Annotated in this window: 17 protein-coding genes and 1 pseudogene; 7 read left to right on the forward strand and 11 right to left on the reverse strand. The window is 61.3% G+C overall.

Going from position 1 to position 24,416, the window contains the following annotated elements:
* Position 1: 1 nt before the first annotated feature.
* From FW800_RS02995 to FW800_RS03005, 3 genes are read right to left on the reverse strand one after another with little or no spacing between them, the layout of a single operon-like run.
* On the reverse strand, positions 2-271 hold the full coding sequence (locus FW800_RS02995) for a phosphopantetheine-binding protein (protein ID WP_005784090.1): 270 nt from the start codon (positions 269-271) through the stop codon (positions 2-4).
* The gene (locus tag FW800_RS03000; RefSeq protein ID WP_446436937.1) at positions 249-1,061 is read right to left on the reverse strand and encodes a lysophospholipid acyltransferase family protein; all 813 of its coding nucleotides are present in this window, start codon (positions 1,059-1,061) and stop codon (positions 249-251) included. The genes FW800_RS02995 and FW800_RS03000 overlap by 23 nt, the downstream gene beginning before the upstream one ends.
* A complete protein-coding gene (locus FW800_RS03005) occupies positions 1,037-1,759 on the reverse strand; it encodes a beta-ketoacyl synthase chain length factor (RefSeq protein WP_078820110.1) in 723 nt (240 codons plus the stop codon). The genes FW800_RS03000 and FW800_RS03005 overlap by 25 nt, the downstream gene beginning before the upstream one ends.
* Before the next feature lie 315 nt (positions 1,760-2,074).
* Between FW800_RS03005 and FW800_RS03010 the strand changes: the two genes are divergently transcribed.
* Together FW800_RS03010 and FW800_RS03015 are read left to right on the forward strand one after the other, a co-directional pair.
* A complete protein-coding gene (locus tag FW800_RS03010) occupies positions 2,075-2,845 on the forward strand; it encodes a ParA family protein (protein WP_032878281.1) in 771 nt (256 codons plus the stop codon).
* 480 nt (positions 2,846-3,325) lie between these two features.
* Entirely contained in the window at positions 3,326-3,550 is a 225-nt protein-coding gene (locus FW800_RS03015) for a DUF6124 family protein (RefSeq protein WP_216090636.1), read from the forward strand.
* 130 nt (positions 3,551-3,680) lie between these two features.
* On the opposite strand, the gene trxC is transcribed toward FW800_RS03015, so the two are convergent.
* From trxC to FW800_RS03045, 6 genes and pseudogenes are all read right to left on the reverse strand, one after another.
* The gene (trxC, locus tag FW800_RS03020) at positions 3,681-4,115 is read right to left on the reverse strand and encodes a thioredoxin TrxC (protein ID WP_032878279.1); all 435 of its coding nucleotides are present in this window, start codon (positions 4,113-4,115) and stop codon (positions 3,681-3,683) included.
* Positions 4,116-4,151: 36 nt separating this feature from the next.
* Positions 4,152-5,615: a protein adenylyltransferase SelO gene (selO, locus tag FW800_RS03025; RefSeq protein ID WP_446436938.1), complete on the reverse strand. Its 1,464-nt coding sequence runs from the start codon at positions 5,613-5,615 to the stop codon at positions 4,152-4,154.
* Positions 5,616-5,663: 48 nt separating this feature from the next.
* The gene (gene mscK / locus FW800_RS03030) at positions 5,664-9,047 is read right to left on the reverse strand and encodes a mechanosensitive channel MscK (RefSeq protein WP_103733925.1); all 3,384 of its coding nucleotides are present in this window, start codon (positions 9,045-9,047) and stop codon (positions 5,664-5,666) included.
* 49 nt (positions 9,048-9,096) lie between these two features.
* Positions 9,097-10,839, reverse strand: coding sequence for a potassium/proton antiporter (locus FW800_RS03035; RefSeq protein ID WP_005784108.1), 1,743 nt, complete (start codon positions 10,837-10,839; stop codon positions 9,097-9,099).
* A 229-nt stretch (positions 10,840-11,068) separates the two neighbouring features.
* On the reverse strand, positions 11,069-11,941 hold the full coding sequence (locus FW800_RS03040) for a methyl-accepting chemotaxis protein (protein ID WP_372804090.1): 873 nt from the start codon (positions 11,939-11,941) through the stop codon (positions 11,069-11,071).
* Positions 11,942-11,971: 30 nt separating this feature from the next.
* Positions 11,972-12,694, reverse strand: a pseudogene (locus FW800_RS03045) (MCP four helix bundle domain-containing protein); the annotation flags it as partial.
* 277 nt (positions 12,695-12,971) lie between these two features.
* On the opposite strand from FW800_RS03045, the gene FW800_RS03050 reads away from it, so the two are divergent.
* Positions 12,972-13,202 carry a hypothetical protein gene (locus FW800_RS03050; RefSeq protein ID WP_003187970.1) on the forward strand — a complete coding sequence of 77 codons (231 nt, stop codon included), beginning with the start codon at positions 12,972-12,974 and terminating at the stop codon, positions 13,200-13,202.
* Positions 13,199-13,489 (forward strand): cell division protein ZapA, encoded by a 291-nt coding sequence (locus FW800_RS03055; protein ID WP_032878275.1) that lies wholly within the window; start codon positions 13,199-13,201, stop codon positions 13,487-13,489. Before FW800_RS03050 ends, FW800_RS03055 begins: the two co-directional genes overlap by 4 nt.
* Here FW800_RS03055 and FW800_RS03060 read toward each other — a convergent pair.
* Both FW800_RS03060 and putA read right to left on the reverse strand, forming a co-directional pair.
* Positions 13,486-15,288, reverse strand: a complete 1,803-nt coding sequence (locus tag FW800_RS03060) for an acyl-CoA dehydrogenase (protein WP_446436939.1) — start codon at positions 15,286-15,288, stop codon at positions 13,486-13,488. The two genes, FW800_RS03055 and FW800_RS03060, sit on opposite strands and share 4 nt — an antisense overlap.
* A 211-nt stretch (positions 15,289-15,499) precedes the next feature.
* Entirely contained in the window at positions 15,500-19,453 is a 3,954-nt protein-coding gene (gene putA, locus FW800_RS03065) for a trifunctional transcriptional regulator/proline dehydrogenase/L-glutamate gamma-semialdehyde dehydrogenase (protein WP_032878273.1), read from the reverse strand.
* A gap of 461 nt (positions 19,454-19,914) precedes the next feature.
* Between putA and putP the strand changes: the two genes are divergently transcribed.
* From putP to FW800_RS03080, 3 genes are all read left to right on the forward strand, one after another.
* A complete protein-coding gene (gene putP, locus FW800_RS03070) occupies positions 19,915-21,399 on the forward strand; it encodes a sodium/proline symporter PutP (protein WP_446436940.1) in 1,485 nt (494 codons plus the stop codon).
* A 214-nt stretch (positions 21,400-21,613) separates the two neighbouring features.
* Positions 21,614-23,635: a type VI secretion system Vgr family protein gene (locus FW800_RS03075; RefSeq protein WP_446436941.1), complete on the forward strand. Its 2,022-nt coding sequence runs from the start codon at positions 21,614-21,616 to the stop codon at positions 23,633-23,635.
* On the forward strand, positions 23,635-24,360 hold the full coding sequence (locus FW800_RS03080) for a DUF4123 domain-containing protein (protein WP_446436942.1): 726 nt from the start codon (positions 23,635-23,637) through the stop codon (positions 24,358-24,360). Before FW800_RS03075 ends, FW800_RS03080 begins: the two co-directional genes overlap by 1 nt.
* The last annotated feature ends 56 nt before the right edge of the window (positions 24,361-24,416 follow it).

Here is a 24,416-nt window from a genome sequence, read left to right on the forward strand (position 1 = left end):
CTCAAGCTGCCTGTCGGGCCGTGACGAACGCCGCAAGGCTGGCCACGTTGGTGAAATGATTGCGGGTGTCCTTGGCGTCGGCATCGATCTTGATGCCGTAGGTTTTCTGGATCGCCAGGCCCAATTCCAGGGCATCGACCGAGTCCAGGCCCAGGCCTTCGCCAAACAGAGTCTGTTCGCTGCCAATGTCGTCGGCGCTGATGTCTTCCAGGCCCAGGGCCTCGATGATCAGCTCTTTTATCTCGTGCTCAAGGCTTTTTTGGTCGCTCATCTTCGGCGAGCTCCTTAATGAAATAGTGATGCAGGTAATCGTTGAGCTTGCGTGAAGCCTGGGGCGCGGCGCCGAGCGCGGCAAACGCTTGTGGCTCTATATCGGCCCCCACGCGCAAACTGAAGTGAAATCGACGTTTGGGGATGCGATACCAGGGTTCGGCCTTGGTCAGGGTGGTGGGGCTGACCTTGATCACCACCGGGGTGATGATTGTCGCACCCCGCAGGGCAATGGCCGCGCCGCCGCGATGAAAGGCGGGGGCCGCGCCGGGTGTGGTGCGGGTGCCTTCGGGAAAGATGATCAGGGTCTGGCCGGCGCGCAGGGCATAGGCAGCCGCATCGAGCATGTCGGCGCTGCCGTCGTTGCTGATGTAGCCGGCATCACGCACCGGCCCGCGGGTGAAGGGGTTCTGGAACAGGCTCTGCTTGACCACGCAGTTGGTCTGGCGCATCAGGCCGATCAGGAACACCACATCGATCAGCGACGGGTGGTTGGCAACGATCATCTGCCCTGGGCGCCCGAGCTTCTCGGCGCCTTCCACGCTGTAGGTCAGCACGCCGACACGCTGCATCAACCGCACAAAGAACCAGAACAGCCGGCTGATGGTGTGACGTGCACGGCGCTGGTGCTGTTCGGCACTGCCCGGCAAGCAACTGAGCAATGGAAACACCAGCAAACGCAGGCACAACCCGCCCACGCCGAACAGGAAAAAGCTCGCGGCGGTAGCGAGCAGGCGCCAGTAATAGGCGTCCCGAGGCTTGTCGGTCAGGGCTTGCGTTGCCAGTTCCATACTCGGTTCTTCCAGGCATGTTGGCAGGCGCCCTGTTCGGTCAGCAGGGTGCGCAGCAGGTTCAGGGCGTGGGGCCACTGGGCGATGGTGGAGGGTTGGACAGTGCCGGTGGTAAGTTCCAGCTGCCACTCGTCGCCCGGTGTGAGCAACAGGCCGAGGGCATAGGGGAACGGTACGTCATGGATCCAGCCGGCGTAGGCTTCGGGCGGCTGTTCTTCAGTGATCACCAGCAGCACCGCCGGGGCGCCTTCGTTGAGCAGTGCGGCGGCTTCGAGGAGGCCGTGCTCCAGGCCATCGCCAACGGCGGCGAGGGCAGTCATCTCGGCGGTTTCATTGCGCAGGATCGACCACAGGCCGATCACCGCGTTGTGCACCGACAGGCTGAACTGGGTGGGCGACAGCGGCTGCTCGTTGGCCAAATCGCTGAGGATATCCAGGGTGCGCGGGGTTTCGCCGTGGCGGGAAATGAACACCAGCGGCAGCTCTGCAAGGCCCTCGGCCAGCGGCCAGCCGACGCTGAATGCCATGCGCGCCAGCCGGCTCAAGCGGCGGCGCTGCATAGCTGGCAGAAATGACACATCCGGGCAGGCTTCGCTGACGGGCAGCAACACCGGGTCCCGGCACCAGGCGTGCCAGTCGTGCGCACTCTCAAGGCCAGGAGCCCAGGCGCGCCATTGGGCGATGTTGAAGTTGATCACTGAGAAGTTATCCCGCCCCTGCGGGCTTCCATGTGCGGCCAATGGCCCCGGATTCCGGGACAGAGAGCAATAGCCGAATGGCGCGCATTATCCCGGTGCCGCGGGGTTCTAGCAAATAGTGGTGAAAATTTGTTCACTATTGATCACAAATAAGTTGGAAGAATTTACAGATTGTCGGCGATCACAGGCCAGGCTGGGTCGTCGGAGATTTCCCATTCATTTGTGAGCCAGGCACAGCGTATGGATGAACGAGGTAGCTAACTGGCGCTTTTGCGCTCTACACTCGGTCATTCATTGATACACGGAGGTTTTTCCATGCGGCGCGTGGTGTTCAATCAAAAAGGCGGCGTGGGCAAGTCCAGCATCGCCTGCAACCTGGCGGCGGTCAGCGCCAGCGAAGGTTATCGAACCCTGTTGGTGGACCTCGATGCGCAAGCCAACTCGACCCAGTACCTCACCGGGTTGACGGGCGAAGACATCCCCATGGGGATCGCGGATTTTTTCAAGCAAACGTTGTCTTCCGGGCCGTTTTCGAAGAAGAACAAGGTTGATATCTACGAAACGCCGTTCGACAACCTGCACGTCATCACCGCCACCGCCGAGCTGGCAGACCTGCAGCCCAAGCTCGAAGCCAAGCACAAGATCAACAAGCTGCGAAAGCTGCTGGATGAGTTGAGCGAGGATTACGACCGGATTTACCTCGATACTCCACCCGCGTTGAACTTCTATGCGGTTTCTGCGCTGATTGCGGCTGATCGTGTGCTGATCCCCTTCGATTGCGACAGCTTTTCGCGCCAGGCCCTGTATGGCCTGCTGGCGGAAATCGAAGAACTGAAGGAAGACCATAATGAAGGCCTGGAAGTGGAAGGTATTGTGGTTAACCAGTTTCAGGCCCGGGCCAGCCTGCCGCAGCAGATTCTGGATGAACTGATTGCCGAAGGGCTGCCGGTGCTGCCGGTGTACCTGGCCAGCTCGGTGCGAATGCGCGAGTCGCACCAGGAGAGCAAGCCGCTGATCCACCTCGACCCACGGCACAAGCTGACTCAGCAGTTTGTGGAGTTGCATAACCTGCTGGAAAACGCCTGACCCCACAGGCAGCGCAGAACACTGTGGGAGCTGGCTTGCCTGCGATGGCATCACCTCGGTGTACCAGGCAGACCGAGTCGCCTGCATCGCAGGCAAGCCAGCTCCCACAGTTTGGATTGCATTTCGGCAGGTGGGTTGGATTTGTCCCACAGGGTCTGTAGGAAGGGTCTGGCAATTGGGCTTGTGCCTTGTAACCTTGCCTACAGCTACGCCAGAATCCGCCGGCTTGTGCGTCTGGATGGGCGTCTCTAAGGTTTGCCGGTCGCTGAATGTTCAGTGATCGGGTTTAGTAGCCCGACCGACCAAAGCATGTGCACCTGCTCCAAAAGCATGGCGTTATCGCCTATCTGATGGTGGCTGTGCGCAGGGCACCTTCGGGTGCGCCGGTCTTTGCTTTGTTCCCCGGTCTACTAACCTGCGTACAGCTGCCACCCTTCGTTTAGTAGCGAAACGGTAGTGGCCCTATCAGGGAACAAATGCATGTCTATCCGTCTTTTCAATGTTTCACCCAACCTCCCCACCGAAGCCCTCGTGCTCAACAGCTACGAAATCTTCTCCTCCGTGCGCACGCTATTACTCAACTTGTCCAACGACCTCACAGGCGAACATCGCGATGTGGCTCTGGCGATTCACCAATTAAGCGAACTGGGCGTCATGCTGGTCGGCCAGATGATGGACCGCGAAGCCCCACTCCCCCAAGGCTGAAATGCGGTCAAAATGTGGGAGGGGGCTTGCTCCCGATGGCGGTGTGTTAGTCCCCTGATAAGTTGACTGGCTTACTGCTATCGGGAGCAAGCCCCCTCCCACACTGTCCAGCGGTGTTCTGAAGGGGTGGTTACACCCCCTGGCTACGCAACCAGCTCATCAGCTGCGGCAACGGAAACGCCCCGCTCTGGCGCGCCACTTCGCGACCGTTCTTGAACAGAATCAAACTGGGAATAGAACGAATCCCCAACTGCGCCGACAGCTGCTGATTAGCCTCACTGTCCAGCTTCGCCAGCCGGCACTTACCCTCCAGCTGCCCGGCTGCCTGTTCGAATACCGGCGCAAACGACTTGCACGGCCCGCACCATTCGGCCCACACATCGACCAGGAGCGGCAGGTCGCCCTTGATCTGGCTGGCATAGTCGCCCTGTTTCAAATCAAAGGGTTTGCTCAGCAACACCGACTGCTTGCAACGCCCGCACTTGGGCGCATCACCCAGGCGTTCGCCGGGGATGCGGTTGAGGCCGTTGCAATGTGGGCAGGGGATGACAAGAGATTCGGACATCGGGGGCTCCTTGGGGGTGGCTATGGGTTTCAGGACTTACGACGAACAACTAATCTCCAAATGCTTACCCCAATCCGGCGGCCGTTGCGCGTACTGCTCCATCCCCGCTTGCTCTTCAAACGGCCTGGTTAGCACTTCATGCAGCCGTCGCACTTCGCTGTAGTCGCCTGATTCGGCGGCGGCGATGGCGTTTTGGGCCAGGTAGTTACGCAGGATGTAGAGCGGGTTCACCGCATGCATCCGCTCACGGCGCTGTTCCTGGGTGAAATCCCCGTCCCGCGCAACGCGGGCCTTGTACCGCTCGGCCCAGGTATCAAACCCGGCCAGGTCGACAAAGTCGTCACGTAGCCGCGTCACGGCCAGCGCCGCGGATTCATCGCCCAGGCGTCGGAAGAACAGTGTGTAGTCCACGCCGCTGTTCTGCATCAGCTTGAGCAAGTCTTCCACCAGTTTCTGGTCATCCTCTTCAGCGCTCGTGAGCCCCAGCCGGCGGCGCATCAGGTCCAGGTAGTGGGCCTGGTAGAACGGCAGGTACAGGCCAAGTGCCTCCTTCAAGGCATCAACGCTGATGAACGGCGTAAGCGCCTGGGCCAAGGCGCTGAGGTTCCACTGCCCGATAGGCACCTGGTTGCTGAAGGAGTAGCGCCCTTCATGGTCGGAGTGGTTGCAGATGAAGTGCGCGTCAAAATCATCGAGAAACGCGAAGGGCCCGAAGTCGAAGGTGATGCCCAGAATCGACATGTTGTCGGTGTTCATCACCCCGTGGCAAAAGCCATAGGCCTGCCACTTGGCGATCATTTCGGCATTGCGCTCGACGATTTCGCGGAACATCGCCAGGTACGGCTCAGGCTGCTCGCGGCACTCGGGGTAATGCAGATTCAACACGTGTTCGGCCAGCTCGGCCTGCTGTTCGGGCTTTTTGGTGTAGTAGAAGTATTCGAAATGCCCGAAGCGGATATGGCTATGGGCCAGGCGCAACACCATGGCGCCACGTTCCTGTTTCTCACGCCAGACCGGGGTGCTGGAGCCGATCACGCATAGAGCGCGGCTGCTGGGGATGCCCAGCGCGTGTAGCGCTTCGGAGGCGAGGAATTCGCGGATCGAAGAGCGCAACACCGCACGCCCGTCGCCCATGCGCGAGTAAGGCGTCATCCCCGCGCCCTTGAGGTGCAAATCCCAATGCTCGCCGGCGTCGTTGTAGACCTCGCCCAGCAACAACCCGCGGCCATCGCCCAATTGCGGGGTGTAGCCGCCAAACTGATGCCCCGAATAGACCATCGCCCTTGGTTCGGCTTCGGCCCACAGCTTGTGGCCGCCAAACAGTTCGGCAAACACGGGCGTTTCAGCCACGGCCGGGTCGAGGTCGAGCAGCGTCATGGCGGCCTTGCTGGCCACCACCAGGCGCGGTTCGTCCAGGGGCTCTGGCAATACGTGGGTTGAGAACGCGTCGCCCAGGCGTGCGAAGCGGTTGTCGAAGGTCAGTTCGTCGAGGGCTTTCACCGGCCATCTCCAGCAGAATGTCCGAGCATTCTGCTGGGGATAGGGCGTTTAGTCGAGTTTGCTCGGTGGCGGCTCGGGCGCATCCACCACTTTGCCGGCGGGTGGCTCTGGTGCGTCGGGCTTGTCGACGGGCTCGACGATGGTCTTGCGCTCATCCTCGGCCGGCACCAGCTTGTATTCCTGGCCGTGGAGGTTTTTCAGGTAGATCTCCATCTGCCTGAACGAGATGTTGATGTGCTGTTTCTTGAACTCACGGTTGATAAAGCGGTTGACCTCGTCGAGCACCGGGTTGCGGTCGCCCAGGTCGCGTACATGCATGCGCAACTCGTGGTCCAGGGTGCTTTCGCCGAAGTTGAGGAAGTACACGTGGGGTTCGGGTTCTTTCAGTACCCGCGGGTTTTCCCGTGCGGCCTTCAGTAACAATTCCTTCACCAGGTCCAGGTCCGAGCCGTAGTCCACCCCGAGTTTGAGGGTCACGCGAGTGATGGTGTCGGTCAGCGACCAGTTGATCAGTTGCCCGGTAATAAAGGTCTTGTTCGGGACAATGATGTCCTTGTTGTCGAAGTCGGTGATGGTGGTGGCGCGAATGCGGATCTTGCTCACCGTACCCGACAGGTTGCCGATGGTGATGGTGTCGCCAATGCGCACCGGGCGTTCGAACAGGATCATGATGCCGGAGATGAAGTTGGCGAAGATCTCCTGCATACCGAAGCCCAGGCCCACCGACAGCGCCGCAACCAGCCATTGCAGCTTGTCCCAGCTCACGCCGAGGGTGGACAGGGTGGTGACAAACCCTACGCCGGCAATGATGTAGGACAGCAAGGTGGTGGTGGCATAGGCGCTGCCTTGGGCCAGGTCCAGCTTGGACAGCACCAGCACTTCCAGCAGGCCGGGCAGGTTGCGCGCCAGGGCGAAGGTGATGCCGATGATGATCGACGCGCCGAGCAGGTCGCCGATACTGATGGGCACCATGCTGATATTGGTACCCGTACCGCTGGTGTATTCGTACAGGGTGACGTTATCCAGGTACGAAAACACCGAGATCAGGTCCGACCACACCCAGTACAGCGCCGCGATAAAGCCGCCGAGCAAGGCCAGGCGGATCAGGCGCATGGACTGTTCGTTGACCTGTTCGATGTCCAGGGTCGGCTCCTCGATCACCGTTTCGCCATCACCGGCTTCCTTGGCGGCCTGGCGTTTGGCCAGGGCGCGGGCATAGGCCAGGCGCCGGGCGGCAACGCCGAGGCCGCGCACGAAGGTGGCTTCGATCACCAGCCAGAACATCAGCAGGTACAGGGTGTTGATCAGCCGGTCGCTGAGTTTCAAGGCGGTGTAGTAGTAGCCAAAGCACACGGCGATGAACAGCGCGATCGGCAGGGCGGTGAACACCAGCCCGATGGCCTTGCGAAACAGCGAGGCCTTTTCATGGGTGGGGCTGTTGAGCAGCAGGCGACTCAGCAGCCACGCCATCAAGCCATAACAGGTGAGCACCACGGCGATGCCCAGCACGTCTTCGGCCAGTGCCGCCGGTTGGTGTTCGGCAATCGCCACCACTGCCACCAGGGCCAGTACCACCAGCCCGAGCTTGCGTATCCAGCCCTGGAGGAACTGGACCTGAGGTTTCTCCCAGCGAAAGTGCAGTTCGGCCACGCCGCCCGGCGCAAGGATGCGGTAGGCGGTGTAGAACACCAGCCACGCCTGGGCGATCTGCAGCAGGGCCGAGCCCAGGTTGGCGTTTTGCCCGCGGGCGTCGATCTGCAATGCATAGCCGCACAGCGCCAGGCCCAGAGACACCGGCATTGCCAGCAGGATATTGATCAGGATCGCCTGCGGCGTATGCCACTGGCTGTCGCGCTTGAAGTGACCGATGTCCAGGTGGACCTTGTTCAGGCGCTGGTACAACGCCTTGCGCCGCCACAACAGCGCGCCGAGCAACAGCAGCAGCGGCAGGAACAGCAACGGGCGCTGGGTCAGGCCGTCATACAGTTCGCTGACACTGGACGCCCAGGGCAGCGTGGCGACTTGCTTGCTCAGGTGCGCCGGCACGGTTTCCAGCCATTCGGTGTCCAGCGGCTTGTTGCTCGGGATCCAGAACATCTGCTCATCAAGCGTCGCGCGCAGTGTAGTGGCGGTGCTCAGCAGTTGCTTCTGGTTCAGTTGCAGGGTGATCGATTCGTTCAGTAGCGCACTCAGCTCGCGGCTCAGGCGCTCCAGCAGGTCGCTGCGGGTGATCGCCAGTTCCAGCAAGGTGCGACGCAGTTGCGGCGTGACTTCGTCCGGTGGCTGGTTGGCCAGCAGGTTATCCACATAGGCGCTGGGGGAACTGATCAGCTCACGCTGCTGGTTGACCTCGAACTGGTACAGGCGAATGTTGGCGATATCGTCGGCCAGGTCGCGGTCGACGGTAAGGCGCGGCAGGGCCTGTTTTTGCTTATACAGAATCTTGGAAAGCAGCAGGCTGCCCTTGAGCACGTTGATCTGCTCGTCCAGGGCCGAATCGCTCTGGTTGACCGTGTCCAGTTGCTGCTTGGTCTGCAGGTTCTTCTGGGTCAGGTCATTGAGACGGTCAGTGCTCTTGAGCAGGTAGTCGGACAGCTTCAGGTTGTCGGCGCTTTCCTTGGCAAGGATGCTGCTGCCCCCGGCTTTCTGAGCTTCGATGGACTGTTGCGTCACCGTCTGCTGGGACTGGGCCAGGCGTTTCTGGTTGATCAGGGTTTGCAGGTCCTGGATTTCCTGCTCCAGGCGCGCGGTTTTTTCCTGGATCAGGTCGTGCTGGCTGTTGCCCAGGTCTTGCAACTGGCTGTTGCCGGCCAACTCCTGGCGACGCAGCGGGATCAGCGCATTCAGGGCCGCCAGTTCAGCGTTCAACTGGTTGCGCTGGTCGCCGCTGAGGGCTTTGCCGTTGTCTTTGCCCAGCTTGAGCGTGGCGTTGATCTGCTGGATGCGCGTCTGGCTGCTGCTGATTTCGGTCTGGGCGCGCTCGGGGCGGGTCTGAGCGGCGATGGTCAAGCTGTTGGCGTCGGCCAGCTCTTTTTGCAGGTCGCCTTGCTGGGTGCTGCGTTGCACCAGCAATTGCTCAAGCTGCGGCACGGGCAGCGAGGCGTAGCGTTGGGCTACGGGGATGATTTTGGTGGCCTTGAGCCGGGCCAGCTCGCGCTGGTTGTCGGCGGTCTGGCGTGGGGCCTCTTCCAGCTGGCGCTTGAGATCGGCCAGGCGCTGCTCGTAATCCTGCTGGTTCGCCAGGTACGTCAGGGTCTGCTGCAGGATGCCCTGCAACGCCTTCATGTCAGCGTCGGGCAGCTTGCGGTCGGGCAGTTTATCCAGGGTTTGCTGGATGGCGTCGGCGCTGGGCGGGTCGGCAGCGTGAACGGCGCCGACGCAAAGGGTCAGGCCCAGCAGGGCAGTGGCGATAAAAGTGCGCAGGGTTGGCATAGAGACCGGTCTTGCAAGGTGAAGAATCGGGGCGTTGTTGCCCCGCAGTTTAGAGGAAGAGTCCGGGGCCCGGGCGACTTCCTTCGGGGAATCTGACGCCGACTTTGCCAATCTTGTTCCCGTCCATGACCGCGACAGTCCAGATGGTGTTGTTCCATTCCACCTGGTCGCCCACCACCGGTGCACCGCCGACCTTCTGGGTGATGAAGCGACTCAGCGGCATGTCCGGGTCGATACCCTCGAGCTTGAGCCCGTACAAGGCCGAAACCGCGCCCAGCTGGGCGTCGCCTTCGAGCACGAAGTCGCCGAAGAAGCGCAAATCGAGGCCCCGTTGCGGTGCCTGGCTGAACAGTTTGCCCAGGGCCGGCAGGTTGTGTTCATGGCCGATCACACAGAGCAAATCATCGACTTCCAGCACGGTACTACCCGACGGATGGAGCAGTTGCTGGCCCCGGAACAGCGCGGCGATGCGCGTGCCTTCGGGCATTTTCAGCTCGCGCAGGGCCGCGCCGATGCACCATTTCTCGGCGCCGAGGCGGTAGACGAACAGCTCCCACTCGCTGGTGACGTGCACTTCCAGGGCTGCGCGGGAAATCGGTGCCGGGTCCGGCGGCACGGTGACTTTGAGCAACTTGGCCACCCACGGCAGGCTTGTGCCCTGCACCAGCAGCGACACCAGCACGATAAAGAACGCCAGGTTGAAGTACAGCTGCGCATGGGGCAGGCCGGCCATCAGCGGGAACACCGCGAGGATGATCGGCACCGCGCCGCGCAGGCCGACCCAGGCGATAAAGGCTTTTTCGCGCCCGTGGAAGGCCTTGAACGGCAGCAGGCCGACCATTACCGAAAGAGGCCGCGCAAACAGGATCATCCACAGCGCCAGGCCCAGCGCGGGCAAGGCGATGGGCAGCAGGTCATGGGGCGTGACCAACAGGCCCAGCACCAGGAACATGCCGATCTGCGCCAGCCAGGCCATGCCGTCGAGCATATGCAGGATGCCATGGCGGCTGCGCACCGGGCGGTTGCCGATGACCAGACCGCACAGGTACACGGCGAGGAAGCCGCTACCGTGCAGGGCGTTGGTCAGGGCGAAGACGAATAGGCCGCCGGCGATCACCAGAATCGGGTACAGGCCGTTGGCCAGGTTGATGCGGTTGACCAGCTGCAGCATCAGCCAGCCGCCGCCCAGGCCCACCAGGCCACCGATGCCGAATTCGCGAATCAGATGAGTCAACAGGCTCCAGTGCAGGCCGGTCTGGCCGCTGGCGAGCATGTCGATCAGGGTGACGGTAAGGAACACCGCCATCGGGTCGTTGCTGCCGGATTCGATTTCCAGGCTGGCGCTGACCCGTTCGTTGAGGCCCTTGCCGCCCAGCAGCGAGAACACCGCTGCAGCGTCCGTGGAGCCGACGATGGCGCCGATCAGCAAGCCCTGGATGATATTGAGGTCGAACAGCCAGGCCGCCGCCATGCCGGTGAGGCCGGTGGTAATCAACACCCCCACCGTGGCCAGGGACAAGGCCGGCCACAGCGCCACGCGGAAACTCGCCACCCGTGTGCGCAAGCCGCCGTCGAGCAGGATCACGGCCAGGGCGAGGTTGCCCACCAGGTAGGCAGTGGGGTAGTTATCGAAAATGATGCCGCCGCCATCGACACCGGCGGTCATGCCCACGGCCAGGATGATCACCAGGATCGGGATGCCCAGGCGGGACGAAAGGGAACTCACCAGAATGCTCGCACTTACCAGCAACGCGCCGATCAAGAACAGGCTGTTGATGGTCGTCGCATTCAAAGGCAGTACTCCAGAGCAGGGAAGGCGGGGCGCAAACTGACCATGCAGTCTGCGTGCCAGCGATTCTAACCTGTTGAATTGCTGCGCTGTCAAAAAGCTTTTTCTGATTTGCGCAAAAGCAAATGTGGGAGGGGGCTTGCCCCCGATAGCGGTGGGTCAGCCACAGATAAGTTGACTGATATACCTATATCGGGAGCAAGCCCCCTCCCACATTTTCAAGTGCCGTCAGTTAGAGACGGAAGCGGCCTACCATCCCATTCAGATCCACTGCCAGGCGCGACAATTCGCTGCTCGCGGCGCTGGTCTGGCTGGCGCCCGTAGCGGATTGCACTGACAGGTCGCGAATATTCACCAGATTACGGTCCACTTCCCGCGCCACCTGGGCCTGTTCTTCCGCCGCGCTGGCGATCACCAGGTTGCGCTCGTTGATCTCGACAATTGCGGTGTTGATGGTGTCCAGCGACATGCCCGCGCCCTTGGCGATGTTCAGCGTCGATTCGGCCCGCTCGGTGCTGTTTCGCATCGAATCCACTGCGTGCTCAGTACCCGTCTGGATACTGCCGATCATGCGCTCGATCTCGCTGGTGGATTGCTGGGTGCGATGGGCCAGCGCTCGCACCTCGTCGGCCACTACGGCGAAACCACGTCCGGCTTCCCCGGCGCGTGCGGCTTCAATCGCCGCGTTCAGGGCCAGCAGGTTGGTCTGGTCGGCCAGGCCGCGAATCACGTCCAGCACTTTGCCGATATCCCGCGATTCATTGGCCAGGTCGCCAATCAGGGAGGCGGTGGCCTGCACGTCAGCGCTCATGCGTTCGATGGCGCTGACGGTTTCCTGCACCAGGTCACGACCATCACCGGCAGAGGTGGTGGCGTTGCGCGAAGCTTCGGAAGTGCTCACGGCATTGCGTGCGACTTCTTCGACGGCGCTGGTCATCTCGTTGACTGCGGTGGCGGCTTGTTCGATTTCATTGTTTTGCTGGGTCAGGCCACGGGCGCTTTCGTCGGTGACGGCGTTCAGCTCTTCGGCGGCAGACGCCAACTGAGTGGCGGAGCCGGCGATGCGTTGCAGGGTGTCGCGCAGCTTGTTTTGCATCTTGGCCATGGCGGCGAGCAGGCGCCCGGCCTCATCGTTGCCGTCCACGGTGATTGGGCGTGTGAGGTTGCCTTCGGCCACTTCTTCCGCGGCTTCAAGGGCACGGGCGATGGGCAGGGTGATGCTGCGGGTCAGCAACCAGGCGAACAACACGGTCAGCGCCGTGGCAACCACCAGCAGGCCCACCACCAGGTCGAAGGCCATGTCGTATTGGTCTTTGGCTTGCTGGTTGGTGGCGTTGGCGTCGTCGTTATTGATATCCAGCAAGCGACTCAATACCGCGTTGACCTGCTCGGAGTTATTCAGCAGTTCGGTGTTCAGCAAGTTGCGCAGCTCGTCGACCTGATTGGCGCGTGACAGGCTCTTCATGCGCTCTTCAATCTGGTGGTACTGGCCCAGCAGGCGCACGTATTCGTCGTAGGCGTTGCGTTCCTGGGTACTGGTGATGAGTTTTTCGTAGACGCCCTGGGCCGTGCGAATCTGCTGATTGCGCAACTCGAAGGCTTCCAGAGTCTTTTGCTGTACATCCGGCTCGCGGTTGGTCAGCAAGCGGTACGACAGCACGCGCAGGCGCAGGGTCAGTTGGGTGAATTCGTCGAGGGCACGAATGCTTGGCACGCTGGCTGAGGTGATGTCTTCGGTGGCTGCGCGAATCTTGCTCATCTGGTTCAGGGCGAACACACCCAGCAACAACATCAGGGCGCCAATAAACGCGAAGCCGAGGAAGGCCCTCGGGGCGATATTCATATTACGAAGAGACATGCTGGAATCCTGGGGGGAAGCGCGATCCGGGCGGCCATGAGACGAGGTGTGCCTGCGTTATCGGCCCTGCGACTAAAGTCTTAAGGGGCTGCGCGCTTTTGTCGCATCTGACCAAGGGTTGGGGGCATGGGAGGAACCAGATCGGGTAATTGCAGTCACTAAGGCTCGAAAGTGCGGCCCGGCCCCGATAAATCGGGCTGCACGCCGGGGATATCCCTGGCATCCGAGGTGAATTTTCTTTATCGTCACCGCCCTTTTAAAAGCCCGGGAAATCAAAATGTTAGAAGCATCTCTCAGCCAATTGGAACAACTGGTCAGCGACCTGGTACAGCAGAATCAAGAGCTGCTGGGCAGCAACGAATCCCTCAAGGCCGAACTGGCTCGCGCCAAGGATGAAAACGACAGCCTGCAACTGAACCTGATGGAGCAGGAAGAAAAGCACGGCGCCACCGCCGCCCGCATCCAGGCCCTGGTTGAGCGTGTGAGTGCAGGGCCTGTCAGCGCATGAATGAGGGGATAAAGGTCGTTTCGATTCTCGGAGAGGATTACTCGATCAAGGCACCGGCCGGCGAAGATCAGACCCTGATGCATGCCGTGACCATGCTCAAGGCTTCCCTGGCGGTTACCAAGAAAAAGTACCCGACCCTGATCGGTGACAAATTATTGGTACTGGCCGCGCTGAACCTGTGCGCCGAGCAGATCGAAATGCAACAGGCTCACCAGCAGGAACTCGACCGTTACCAAGAGCAAGTCAGCGCCACGGTCGAGGTGATTGCCAAGGCGATCCAGCCTTAGAACCACTCATCCTGCATCCCCAGGCACGTATCGTCGCGTGCCTCAAGAATTGCCAGTTCGTGATGGCAGCTCGGTACTTCCCAGGTCAGGAAGTACCGGGCGGCCTGGAGCTTGCCCTTGTAGAAGGCCGCATCGGCCGCGTCACCCTTGGCCAGCCCTTCTTCAGCGCGGATCGCCTGTTCCAGCCAGCGCCAGCCGATCACCGTATGCCCGAATACTTTCAAGTACAGCGCCGAGTTCGCCAGGCTGCTGTTGACCTTGCCCTGGGCGAGATCGGTCAGCAGGCCAATCGTGACGCCTTGCAGTCGATTGACCAGTTGCTCCAACGGCTCTCGCAGTGCCGTAAGTGACGGGTACTTCTGCGCACGGGCTCCGGTTTCGGTGATCAGGCGAATCAATTGCTTCAAGCCGGCACCGCCGTTCTGCGCCAATTTGCGCCCAAGCAAGTCCAGGGACTGGATGCCGTGGGTGCCTTCATGGATCGGGTTCAAGCGGTTGTCGCGGTAGTACTGCTCCACCGGGTATTCGCGGGTGTAGCCGTGGCCGCCGAGAATCTGGATCGCCAGTTCGTTGGCCTTGAGGCAAAACTCCGACGGCCAGGATTTGACGATGGGGGTGAGCAGGTCCAGCAGTTCGTGGGCGTGCTTGCGCTCGGTGTCGGTTGCCAGGGTGGTGGTGTCGTCAAACAGTCGGGCTGCGTAAAGGCCCAGGTCAAAGGCGCCTTCCACATAGGCTTTCTGGGTCAGCAACATGCGCTTGATGTCGGCGTGCTGAATGATCGCCACTGGTGCGGTGCCTGGGTCTTTGCTATCGGGCAGGCGACCCTGGGGCCGTTCGCGGGCGTAGCCCAGCGAGTAGAGGTAGCCGGCGTAACCAAGCATCACCGCGCCCATGCCCACGCCAATGCGTGCTTCATTCATCATCTGGAACATGCAGCTCAGGCCCTGGTGCGGTTTGCCCACCAAGTAGCCGACGCAGTTGCCGTTATCGCCGAAGTTGAGCGCCGTGGACGTGGTGCCGCGCCAGCCCATCTTGTGAAACAGCCCGGCCAGCAGCACATCGTTGCGTTCGCCCAGGCTGCCGTCATCGTTGACCAGGAACTTGGGCACGATAAACAGCGAAATGCCCTTCACGCCCGCGGGTGCGTCCGGCAATTTGGCCAGCACCATATGCACGATGTTTTCCGACAGCGAGTGGTCGCCACCGGAGATGAAGATCTTGTTGCCTTTGAGGCGATAACTGCCGTCAGCCGCCGGTTCTGCGCGGGTACGAATATCTGACAGCGAGGAGCCGGCGTGGGGCTCGGTCAGGGCCATTGTGCCGAAGAAGCGCCCGTCGATCATCGGTTGCAGGAAGCGCTGTTTCTGCTCCTCGGTGCCGAAGCTTTCGATCAGATTGGCGGCGCCCATGGTCAGGAACGGGTAGGAGGTCGATGCGGCGTTGGCCGCTTGAAAGTGGGCGAAGCAGGCTTGGGACAGCAAGGTCGGCAGTTGCATGCCGCCTGCTTCGAAACTGCGGGCTGCGTTGAGGAAACCGGCCTCCAGGAAGGCGTCTACGGCGGGTTTGACTTCCGGGATCAGGATCGCTTGGCCGTTCTCATAACGCGGTTCGTTTTCGTCGTTCTTGCGGTTGTGGGGGGCGAAGTACTTTTCGGCGATGCTGCGCGCCGTGCTGATCGCAGCGTCGAAGGTTTCGCGGTTGTGTTCGGCAAACCGCTCACGCTGGGTCAGGCCCTCGGCATCGAGGACTTCGTACAGCTCGAAAGCCAGATTGCGGGAACTGAGCAGCGTCTCGGACATGGCGGATTACCTTTGAAGGAATTGGCCTGAGTCTAAGCGCGTGAATAGAGGCTGGATAGCAAGATTGATCTAAGTGATAGAAGGGCAAAACGCAGGCAGGGAATTGAAATGCAGTCAATGTGGGAGGGGGCTTGCTCCCGATAGCAGTGTGTCAGTGTCCAATGTGCTGACTGACACTCCGCTATCGGGAGCAAGCCCCCTCCCACAGGTTTTAACCGATGGTCATCAGGCTGGCGTTACCACCTGCCGCAGCGGTATTAACACTCAACGCCCGCTCAATCACCAGGCGCTCCAGGGCAATGGCCGTCTCACCCTGAGACATCCCATGCACCCCGACAATCGCCCCACCGCGCTGCGCCACTTGCTGGCACACCGCACGCAATTGGTCGGAATCACCGTGATGCAGCACGGCGTCAAACACTACGTCGTCCTTGGTCCAGTCGGCCACGCGCTTGATCTTCGCCTGAATGTCTCGCGGCAGGCGTGGGAACAGAGCCTTGGTCAGCTCGGTTTCCGGCCATACCGCCGAACCGCCGACGGCCAGCACTGCCGCCAGTTGGGTCAGCAGATCGCCTTCCACTTCAGCCAGGCACAGCACGTGTTCACGTGGCAGGATTGCGTAGCTGTTGCGCTCACCGGTCGGGCCGGCCAGTTGCCGGGTGACACCGCTTTGCGACTGCGCCGCGAATTGCGTGCACAGCGCGCTCAGCTCACTGAACTTATGGCTGTCGGCCCAGGTTTTCAGGGCGGTCAGCGGTTGGCTCATGGCGTCGCGCAGGCGTACGTCCGGTGCAGTCAATGCGTCGCCACGTACGAAGGATTGCTCGATCGCATCGGTAGGGCGAGTCGACAGCAGGCGGTACAGGTACAGCGGGCCGCCGGCTTTCGGGCCAGTGCCCGACAGGCCTTCGCCGCCGAACGGCTGCACGCCGACCACGGCACCCACGATGTTGCGGTTGACGTAGACGTTACCGGCGTTGACGTTGTCGATCACCTTGGCGATGGTCTCGTCGATGCGGGTATGCACGCCCAGGGTCAGGCCATAGCCCGACGCATTGATCTGGCCGATCAACTGGTCGATCTCTTTGCGCTTGTAGCGCACCACGTGCAGTACCGGGCCGAAAATCTCACGTTGCAATTCGTCGAAGCTTTCCAGCTCGATCAGGGTTGGCATCACAAAGGTGCCGCGCTTGATCTCTTCGCCATCGGCAATTGCAACCTGATAAACGTTGCGGCCTTTGTCGCGCATGGCCTGGATGTGTTTCTCGATGCCGGCCTTGGCTTCGGCGTCGATCACTGGGCCGATATCCACCGACAGGCGCTCCGGGTTGCCCAGACGGCATTCAGCCATGGCGCCCTTGAGCATTTCGATGACGCGGTCTGCCGAATCTTCCTGCAGGCACAGTACACGCAAGGCCGAGCAACGTTGGCCGGCGCTGTCGAAAGCCGACGACACCACGTCGATCACCACCTGTTCGGTGAGCGCCGACGAATCAACGATCATCGCGTTCTGGCCACCGGTTTCGGCGATCAGCGGGATCGGGCGACCCTGGGCATCCAGGCGCCCTGCGACATTGCGTTGCAACAAGCGAGCAACTTCGGTGGAACCGGTGAACATCACGCCTTTGACGCGATCATCACCCACCAGGCGGGCGCCGACGCTTTCGCCTTGGCCCGGTAGCAGCTGCAGCACGCCCTCGGGAATGCCGGCTTCGAGCAGGATGCGCACGGCTTGGGCGGCGACCAGCGGGGTTTGTTCGGCAGGCTTGGCCAGCACCGGGTTACCGGCAGCCAGGGCAGCCGCGACTTGGCCGCTGAAGATCGCCAGCGGGAAGTTCCACGGGCTGATGCAGACCACCGGGCCCAGTGGGCGATGGGCATCGTTGGTGAAATCGTTGCGCGCCTGCACCGCGTAGTAACGCAGGAAGTCCACGGCTTCACGCACTTCGGCGATGGCGTTGGCGAAGGTCTTGCCGGCTTCACGGGCCAGCAGGCCCATCAGCGGCTGGATCTCGCCTTCCATCAGGTCGGCGGCGCGTTCCAGGATCGCGGCGCGTTCGGCGGGCGGGGTGGCCTGCCAGATCGGTGCGGCGCTGATCGCGCACTGGATCGCGTTGTCAACGTCTTCGACGGTAGCTTCCTGTACGTGGCCGACCACATCACGCAGGTCGGACGGGTTCAGCACCGGCTGTGCCGCTTCCTGGCTGGAGGCGCAACCGAGCATCGGCGCGGCTTTCCAATTGTTGTGGGCGGTAGCCAGCAAGGCGCAGGACAACGACGCCAGACGGTGTTCGTTGGCCAGGTCGATACCGGCCGAGTTGGCGCGGTCGCTGCCATACAGGTCACGCGGCAGTGGAATACGCGGGTGCGGCAAGCCGAAGCCGCCTTCCAGCGTGGCCATCTGCTCGATGCTGGCCACTGGATCGGCCACCAGCTCCTGGATCGAGATGGATTGGTCGGCGATGCGGTTGACGAACGAGGTGTTGGCGCCGTTTTCCAACAGGCGGCGTACCAGGTAGGCCAGCAGCGTTTCGTGGGTGCCGACCGGCGCGTACACACGGCACGGACGGTTCAGCTTGCCTTCGGAAACCTTGCCCACCACTTGTTCGTACAGCGGTTCACCCATGCCGTGCAGGCATTGGAACTCGTACTGGCCGGGGTAATAGTTCTGACCGGCGATATGGTAGATGGCCGACAAGGTGTGGGCGTTGTGCGTGGCGAACTGCGGGTAGATGGCTTCCGGCACCGACAGCAGTTTGCGTGCGCAGGCAATGTAGGAAACGTCGGTGTACACCTTGCGGGTGTACACCGGGTAGCCTTCCAGGCCCTCGACCTGGGCGCGTTTGATTTCGCTGTCCCAGTACGCGCCTTTTACCAGGCGGATCATCAGGCGATGGCGGCTGCGGCGGGCCAGGTCGATGACGTAGTCGATCACATACGGGCAACGCTTCTGGTAAGCCTGGATCACAAAACCGATACCGTTCCAGCCGGTCAGTTGCGGCTCGAAACACAGACGCTCCAGCAGGTCCAGGGACAGTTCCAGGCGGTCGGCTTCTTCGGCGTCGATGTTCAGGCCGATGTCGTATTGCTTGGCCAGCAAGGTCAGCGACAGCAGGCGCGGGTACAGTTCGTCCATCACGCGCTCGTACTGCGCACGGCTGTAGCGCGGGTGCAGGGCGGAGAGCTTGATGGAGATGCCAGGGCCTTCATAGATCCCACGGCCATGGGAGGCTTTGCCGATGGAGTGAATGGCTTGTTCATACGATGCCAGGTACTTCTGGGCATCGTGTTCGGTGAGGGCGGCCTCACCGAGCATGTCGTAGGAGTAGCGGAAGCCCTTGGCTTCGAACTTGCTCGCATTGGCCAGGGCTTCGGCGATGGTTTCGCCGGTGACGAACTGTTCGCCCATCAGACGCATGGCCATGTCGACGCCCTTGCGGATCATCGGCTCGCCGCTTTTGCCGATGATGCGGCTCAGGGAGGAGGTCAGGCCCGCTTCGTTGTGGGTGGCGACCAGTTTGCCGGTCAACAACAGGCCCCAAGTGGCGGCGTTAACGAACAGCGACGGGCTGTTGCCCAGGTGCGGCTGCCAGTTGCCGGTGCTGATCTTGTCGCGGATCAGCGCGTCACGGGTGCCTTTGTCCGGGATGCGCAGCAGCGCTTCGGCCAGGCACATCAGCGCCACGCCTTCCTGGGACGACAGGGAGAATTCCTGCAGCAAGCCCTGGACGATACCGGCACGGCCGCCGGCGCTCTTCTGGTTGCGCAGTTTTTCGGCAATGGTGGCGGCCAGCTTGTTGGTGGCTTCGGCCATGTCTGCCGGCAGGCGCGCCTGCTCGATCAGCATCGGTACCACTTCCGGTTCCGGACGGCGGTAAGCGGCGGTGATCGAAGCGCGCAGTACCGATTGCGGCAGGATGCTTTCAGCGAACTCAAGGAAGCACTGGTGGGCGTGGTCAGCCTGAATCTCGCCCGCGTCTTCGGCGTCCTTGCTGCTCAAGCCATTGAGCTCGGACAGGGTTGCACCACCCTCGAGTTTCTCCAGGTAATTGAAAATTGCCTGCTTGATCAGCCAGTGCGGCGTGCGATCAATGGAGGTCGCGGCGGCTTTCAGGCGCTCGCGGGTCGGGTCGTCGAGTTTGACCCCAAGGGTGGTCGTTGCCATTTTCTTATCCTCATGGGTGCCACTACCGAGTGGCATCTGCTGGCGGCAAGATTAGCTTTGCCCATGCAGAGGTGCAACCGGGTGCAACCCTTTTGTTCAGGAAATTTTCGACGGTTGATCGGAAAAAAACTGGCCTTCGACAAAATTCGCCTGGCATTGGTGCATTTGCTTCTGAGATCGGCTGTTCTTGCTCCGAAAAGGAGCAAAAACACGGCGTTTGTCCTAAATCGCGCCTGGGTGCAACTTATTCGCAAGAAACTGGTTGCACCTTATTTGCTTTGTTGAATAGCATTCGCGCACCAAGGTGCAACCACCTCTAAGGTTTGGTTCATCGGCTGGCGGCTTTCCTGGGGAAACGCCAGTCATAAATGCGCGGCTAGCAGGCTCGTCTACTCGGTTATCCACCAGTGGCGATCTGACAGACCGTCGCTACATAAAAACAAAGCCAGGGCGTCACTCATATGAGCGTTAGCAATCCAACCCTGATCACGTTCGTGATCTACATCGCAGCAATGGTGCTGATCGGCTTGATGGCCTATCGCTCCACCAACAACCTTTCCGATTACATCCTCGGCGGTCGCAGCCTTGGTAGCGTGGTGACAGCTTTGTCGGCCGGTGCTTCCGACATGAGCGGCTGGTTGTTGATGGGCCTGCCGGGCGCCATCTACATGTCCGGCCTGTCGGAAAGCTGGATTGCCATCGGCCTGATCGCCGGTGCTTACCTCAACTGGTTGTTCGTGGCTGGCCGCCTGCGGGTGCAGACCGAACACAACGGCGACGCCCTGACCCTGCCGGATTACTTCTCCAGCCGCTTCGAAGATAAAAGCGGCCTGCTGCGGATCATCTCGGCAGTGGTGATCCTGGTGTTCTTCACCATCTATTGCGCCTCCGGCATTGTCGCCGGTGCCCGCCTGTTCGAAAGCACCTTCGGCATGTCCTACGAGACCGCGCTGTGGGCCGGTGCTGCGGCAACGATTGCCTACACCTTTATCGGTGGTTTCCTGGCGGTCAGCTGGACCGACACCGTACAAGCCACGCTGATGATCTTCGCGCTGATCCTGACGCCGATCATCGTGCTGCTGGCCACCGGCGGTGTGGACACCACGTTCCTGGCCATCGAAGCCAAAGACCCGACCAACTTCGACATGCTGAAAAACACCACCTTCATCGGCATCATCTCGCTGATGGGCTGGGGCCTGGGCTACTTCGGCCAGCCGCACATCCTGGCGCGTTTCATGGCGGCCGACTCGGTGAAGTCGATTGCCAAGGCGCGTCGCATCTCCATGACCTGGATGATCCTGTGCCTGGGCGGCACCGTGGCAGTGGGCTTCTTCGGTATCGCCTACTTCTCGGCGCATCCGGAAGTGGCAGGCCCGGTGACCGAAAACCCTGAGCGTGTGTTTATCGAACTGGCCAAAATCCTGTTCAACCCATGGGTTGCCGGTGTGTTGCTGTCGGCCATTCTGGCGGCTGTGATGAGTACCCTGAGCTGCCAACTGCTGGTGTGCTCCAGCGCCCTGACTGAAGACTTCTACAAAGCGTTCCTGCGCAAAGGCGCTTCCCAGCTTGAGCTGGTATGGGTTGGCCGAATCATGGTGCTGGTAGTGGCCTTGATCGCCATCGCCATGGCCGCCAACCCGGAAAACCGCGTCCTGGGCCTGGTCAGCTACGCCTGGGCCGGTTTCGGCGCTGCGTTCGGCCCTGTGGTGCTGATCTCGGTGATCTGGAAAAACATGACCCGCAACGGCGCACTGGCCGGCATCCTGGTCGGCGCGATCACCGTGATCGTGTGGAAGCACTTTGAACTGCTGGGTCTGTACGAAATCATCCCAGGCTTCATCTTCGCCAGCCTGGCGATCTACTTCGTGAGCAAGATGGGCGCACCGACGGTTGGTATGGTCGAGCGTTTTGATGCTGCGGAAAAAGACTACAACCTCAACAAATAACTGCGCCGGGCATTGAGCGCCTGTCCAGTTGAAACAAAAACGGCCCGCGTCCTTTGGATGGCGGGCCGTTTTTGTTTCGGCCAGTTCGCCTGGTTGCCTTCGAGGGTGGCTGGATGAAGGCACAGGTAGGACCTTACTTATTTGGCTGCGATACGCCCGGCCGGGCAAAAAGCTGGTGCAGAATCGGCTGCCACCCTTCGCAGAGAAACACCGGATGTTCGCTCCTGCCAACCAAAGTGCATTTACCCTGGCCCTGGATGGGGCGCCCAGTGACCTCAAGGTGTATGAGTTCAGTGGCTCCGAGGCCATCAGCCAGCCTTACCGTTTCGAACTTGAGCTGGTCAGCGAGCAGCCGGATATCGACCTGGAGAGCTTGCTGCATCGTCAGGTATACCTGGGTTTCGATGACCGCGGCCATGGTGTGCATGGCCTGGTGTACCGGGTCGCCCAGGGCGATTCCGGACGGCGCCTGACACGCTACCAGCTCAGCCTGGCGCCGCACCTGGCGTATCTGGCGCACAGCAGTCATCAGCGGATTTTCCAGCATCAGACGGTGCCGCAGATCGTTGCGCAGGTGTTGGCGGGGCAGGGCATCCACAGTGACAGCTTTGAGTTCCGGCTGAGCGGTCAATACCCTGAGCGTGAGTATTGCGTGCAATTCGGTGAGACGGATCTGGCGTTCATCCAACGCCTGTGTGCCGAAGTCGGCATTCACTATCACTTTCAGCATTGCCCCGATGCTCATTTGCTGGTGTTTGGCGATGACCAGACGGTATTTGCCCAGGTCGATCAGCCCACACCGTACCGGCCTGGGTCGGGCATGGTTGCCCAGGCGCCGGCGATCAAGCGTTTCACACTGCAATTGGCAACCCGCACCACGGCGGTCAATCTGCGCGATTACGACTTTTGCAAACCGCACCTCGAGCTGCAAAGCACGGCGGCCGACGCGCAGTTGCCCAAGCTTGAGGCGCAGCAGTTCCCCGGCTATTTTTCCGACCGGGCCCATGGCAAATACCTCGCCCAGCGTAGCCTGGAGCGGCACCGCAGCGACTACCGCATCGCCCAGGGGCAAAGCGACGAGCCGGCCTTGGCCGGCGGCAGGTTCCTGCAATTGAGGGAGCACCCGCGCGAGGAGTGGAATGACTTATGGTTGGTCACCCAAGTCACCCACGAAGGCAAACAGCCCCAGGTGCTGGAGGAAGCGGTCACCGAGGTGGTTGGCGGGGCGTTTCGTCAGGGGTATGGCAACACCTTTGTTGCCACGCCGTGGGATGCAATCTTTCGCCCGCCCTTGCCTGAGCAGCCGCGCCCGACGATATCGGGTTACCAAAGCGCAGTGGTCACTGGCCCGGTTGGCAGTGAGATCCATTGCGACGAATACGGACGGGTAAAGGTGCAGATGGCGTGGGATCGCATCGGCGAGCACAACGATCATTCCAGTTGCTGGCTGCGGGTGGCCAGCGGCTGGGCCCATGACCGCTATGGTGTGGTGCTGATCCCCAGGGTCGGCATGGAGGTGCTGGTGGGCTTCGTCAATGGTGATTTGGATATGCCGCTGGTGGTGGGGTGCCTGCCTAATGCCGCCACGCCGATGCCCCTCGACCTGCCGGCGGACAAGACCCGCAGTATCCTGCGTAGCCAGAGCAGCCCGGGCGGTGGAGGCTACAACGAACTGCGCATCGAAGACCGTAAGGGGGCCGAGGAAATCTACCTGCGCGCCCAGCGGGACTGGACCCAGCATGTGCTCAATGACCAACAGGTGCAGGTCGATAACCAGCGTCGTGTGCGGGTGGGCGGCGAGTCGCACCATGAGTTGCAGGGTGAAGAGCGGCGCATCACCCATGGCAACCGCCTCACTGAACTCAAGCAGGATGATCATCTGGCGGTCGGCGGTTCGCAGTACATGCGTGCCGGGCAGACCATTCAATTGGGCGCTGGGCAAAGCATCGTCATTGATGCGGGGGCCAGCGTGACGATTCAAGCGGGCGGGCAGTCGATCACGCTGTCGGCGGACGGGATATTCAGCAGTGTGCCAATCCAGCCAGGCGGCGCGCCTGTTCCGGCGGCGCCGCCGTTAATGCCGGGAGTGAAGGAAACATTGTTGGCCGTTATTCCCGCGCCGCTAAGCCCTGCGCAAGTGGCCAGCCTCAAGCGCAGTGCGCCGTTTTGCGAAGAGTGTGAGCGCTGCAAAAACGGGCAGTGCGATATCAGCGCCCACGCACGGAGTTTCCCCTGATGGCCTCACCCTTGACGCCCCGCGCCTGGCTGGCCCAAAAACCGTTGCAGCCTGATGAGCAGCTATACGTCGTCATGGGCAACACCAGCGAGTCCAAGCCGTTTGCAGCCTGGCAAACCATGGCGGTCGCACCACCGCCGCAACCGGTGTGGGCGGGCACGCCCTATGCCGATTGGAATGAGGTGATGCCTTATGTTGGCGTTGTCGAGCCTGGCAGTGCTTTTCTCGACTGGGTAGCCACCACCCAGGCCGTGGACTGGGGCTGGCTGGCGGTGTCTTCGTGCCCGTTGGAGGTTGTGATCGATCACTTGAAGGGTTTGACCCAGGTGTACCTGCCTGAAGACCAGCCGGTATTTTTGCGCTTCTGGGATGGCGCGCAGTTTTTGCCGATGTTGCAGCAGTTGGGTGACGATGCCGCAACTGTGCTGTCGGTATTCCAGCGTTACTTAATCAATGGACAGTCGTTGGCAGTCTCGCCCCGCCAGGTGGCTGCGGCCAAACCCAGCCCTTGGTGGCGAGTGCCGGCGCCATTGTTGGCAAGCCTGGCGCAACACTCGCCCCAGGTGCTGATCGACAACCTGTTGCAATGGCTTCAGGAGCAGCGTCCCGACTTATACACTGCGTTTACACCCACGATCCTGCAGCACAAGGTCGCCTACTTCGCACGCAGGCCGGATATCAGCCATGCCGAGGTGGCGGACTACCTTGGCGTACAACTGAGTTAAACCCATGAGGCTCGCGTGATATCCGTACCGCCCGCCATGCGGCCCTGCACCTTTGC

Source organism: Pseudomonas sp. 910_23 (genome assembly GCF_052850795.1).

Excerpts from the sequence above, each read along its gene's own strand:
- FW800_RS02995 (WP_005784090.1), bottom strand. The coding sequence starts at position 271 with ATGAGCGACCAAAAAAGCCTTGAGCACGAGATAAAAGAGCTGATCATC.
- FW800_RS03000 (WP_446436937.1), bottom strand. The coding sequence starts at position 1,061 with ATGGAACTGGCAACGCAAGCCCTGACCGACAAGCCTCGGGACGCCTAT.
- FW800_RS03010 (WP_032878281.1), top strand. The coding sequence starts at position 2,075 with ATGCGGCGCGTGGTGTTCAATCAAAAAGGCGGCGTGGGCAAGTCCAGC.
- FW800_RS03015 (WP_216090636.1), top strand. The coding sequence starts at position 3,326 with ATGTCTATCCGTCTTTTCAATGTTTCACCCAACCTCCCCACCGAAGCC.
- trxC (WP_032878279.1), bottom strand. The coding sequence starts at position 4,115 with ATGTCCGAATCTCTTGTCATCCCCTGCCCACATTGCAACGGCCTCAAC.
- mscK (WP_103733925.1), bottom strand. The coding sequence starts at position 9,047 with ATGCCAACCCTGCGCACTTTTATCGCCACTGCCCTGCTGGGCCTGACC.
- FW800_RS03040 (WP_372804090.1), bottom strand. The coding sequence starts at position 11,941 with ATGGCCAAGATGCAAAACAAGCTGCGCGACACCCTGCAACGCATCGCC.
- FW800_RS03050 (WP_003187970.1), top strand. The coding sequence starts at position 12,972 with ATGTTAGAAGCATCTCTCAGCCAATTGGAACAACTGGTCAGCGACCTG.
- FW800_RS03055 (WP_032878275.1), top strand. The coding sequence starts at position 13,199 with ATGAATGAGGGGATAAAGGTCGTTTCGATTCTCGGAGAGGATTACTCG.
- FW800_RS03060 (WP_446436939.1), bottom strand. The coding sequence starts at position 15,288 with ATGTCCGAGACGCTGCTCAGTTCCCGCAATCTGGCTTTCGAGCTGTAC.
- putA (WP_032878273.1), bottom strand. The coding sequence starts at position 19,453 with ATGGCAACGACCACCCTTGGGGTCAAACTCGACGACCCGACCCGCGAG.
- putP (WP_446436940.1), top strand. The coding sequence starts at position 19,915 with ATGAGCGTTAGCAATCCAACCCTGATCACGTTCGTGATCTACATCGCA.
- FW800_RS03075 (WP_446436941.1), top strand. The coding sequence starts at position 21,614 with ATGTTCGCTCCTGCCAACCAAAGTGCATTTACCCTGGCCCTGGATGGG.
- FW800_RS03080 (WP_446436942.1), top strand. The coding sequence starts at position 23,635 with ATGGCCTCACCCTTGACGCCCCGCGCCTGGCTGGCCCAAAAACCGTTG.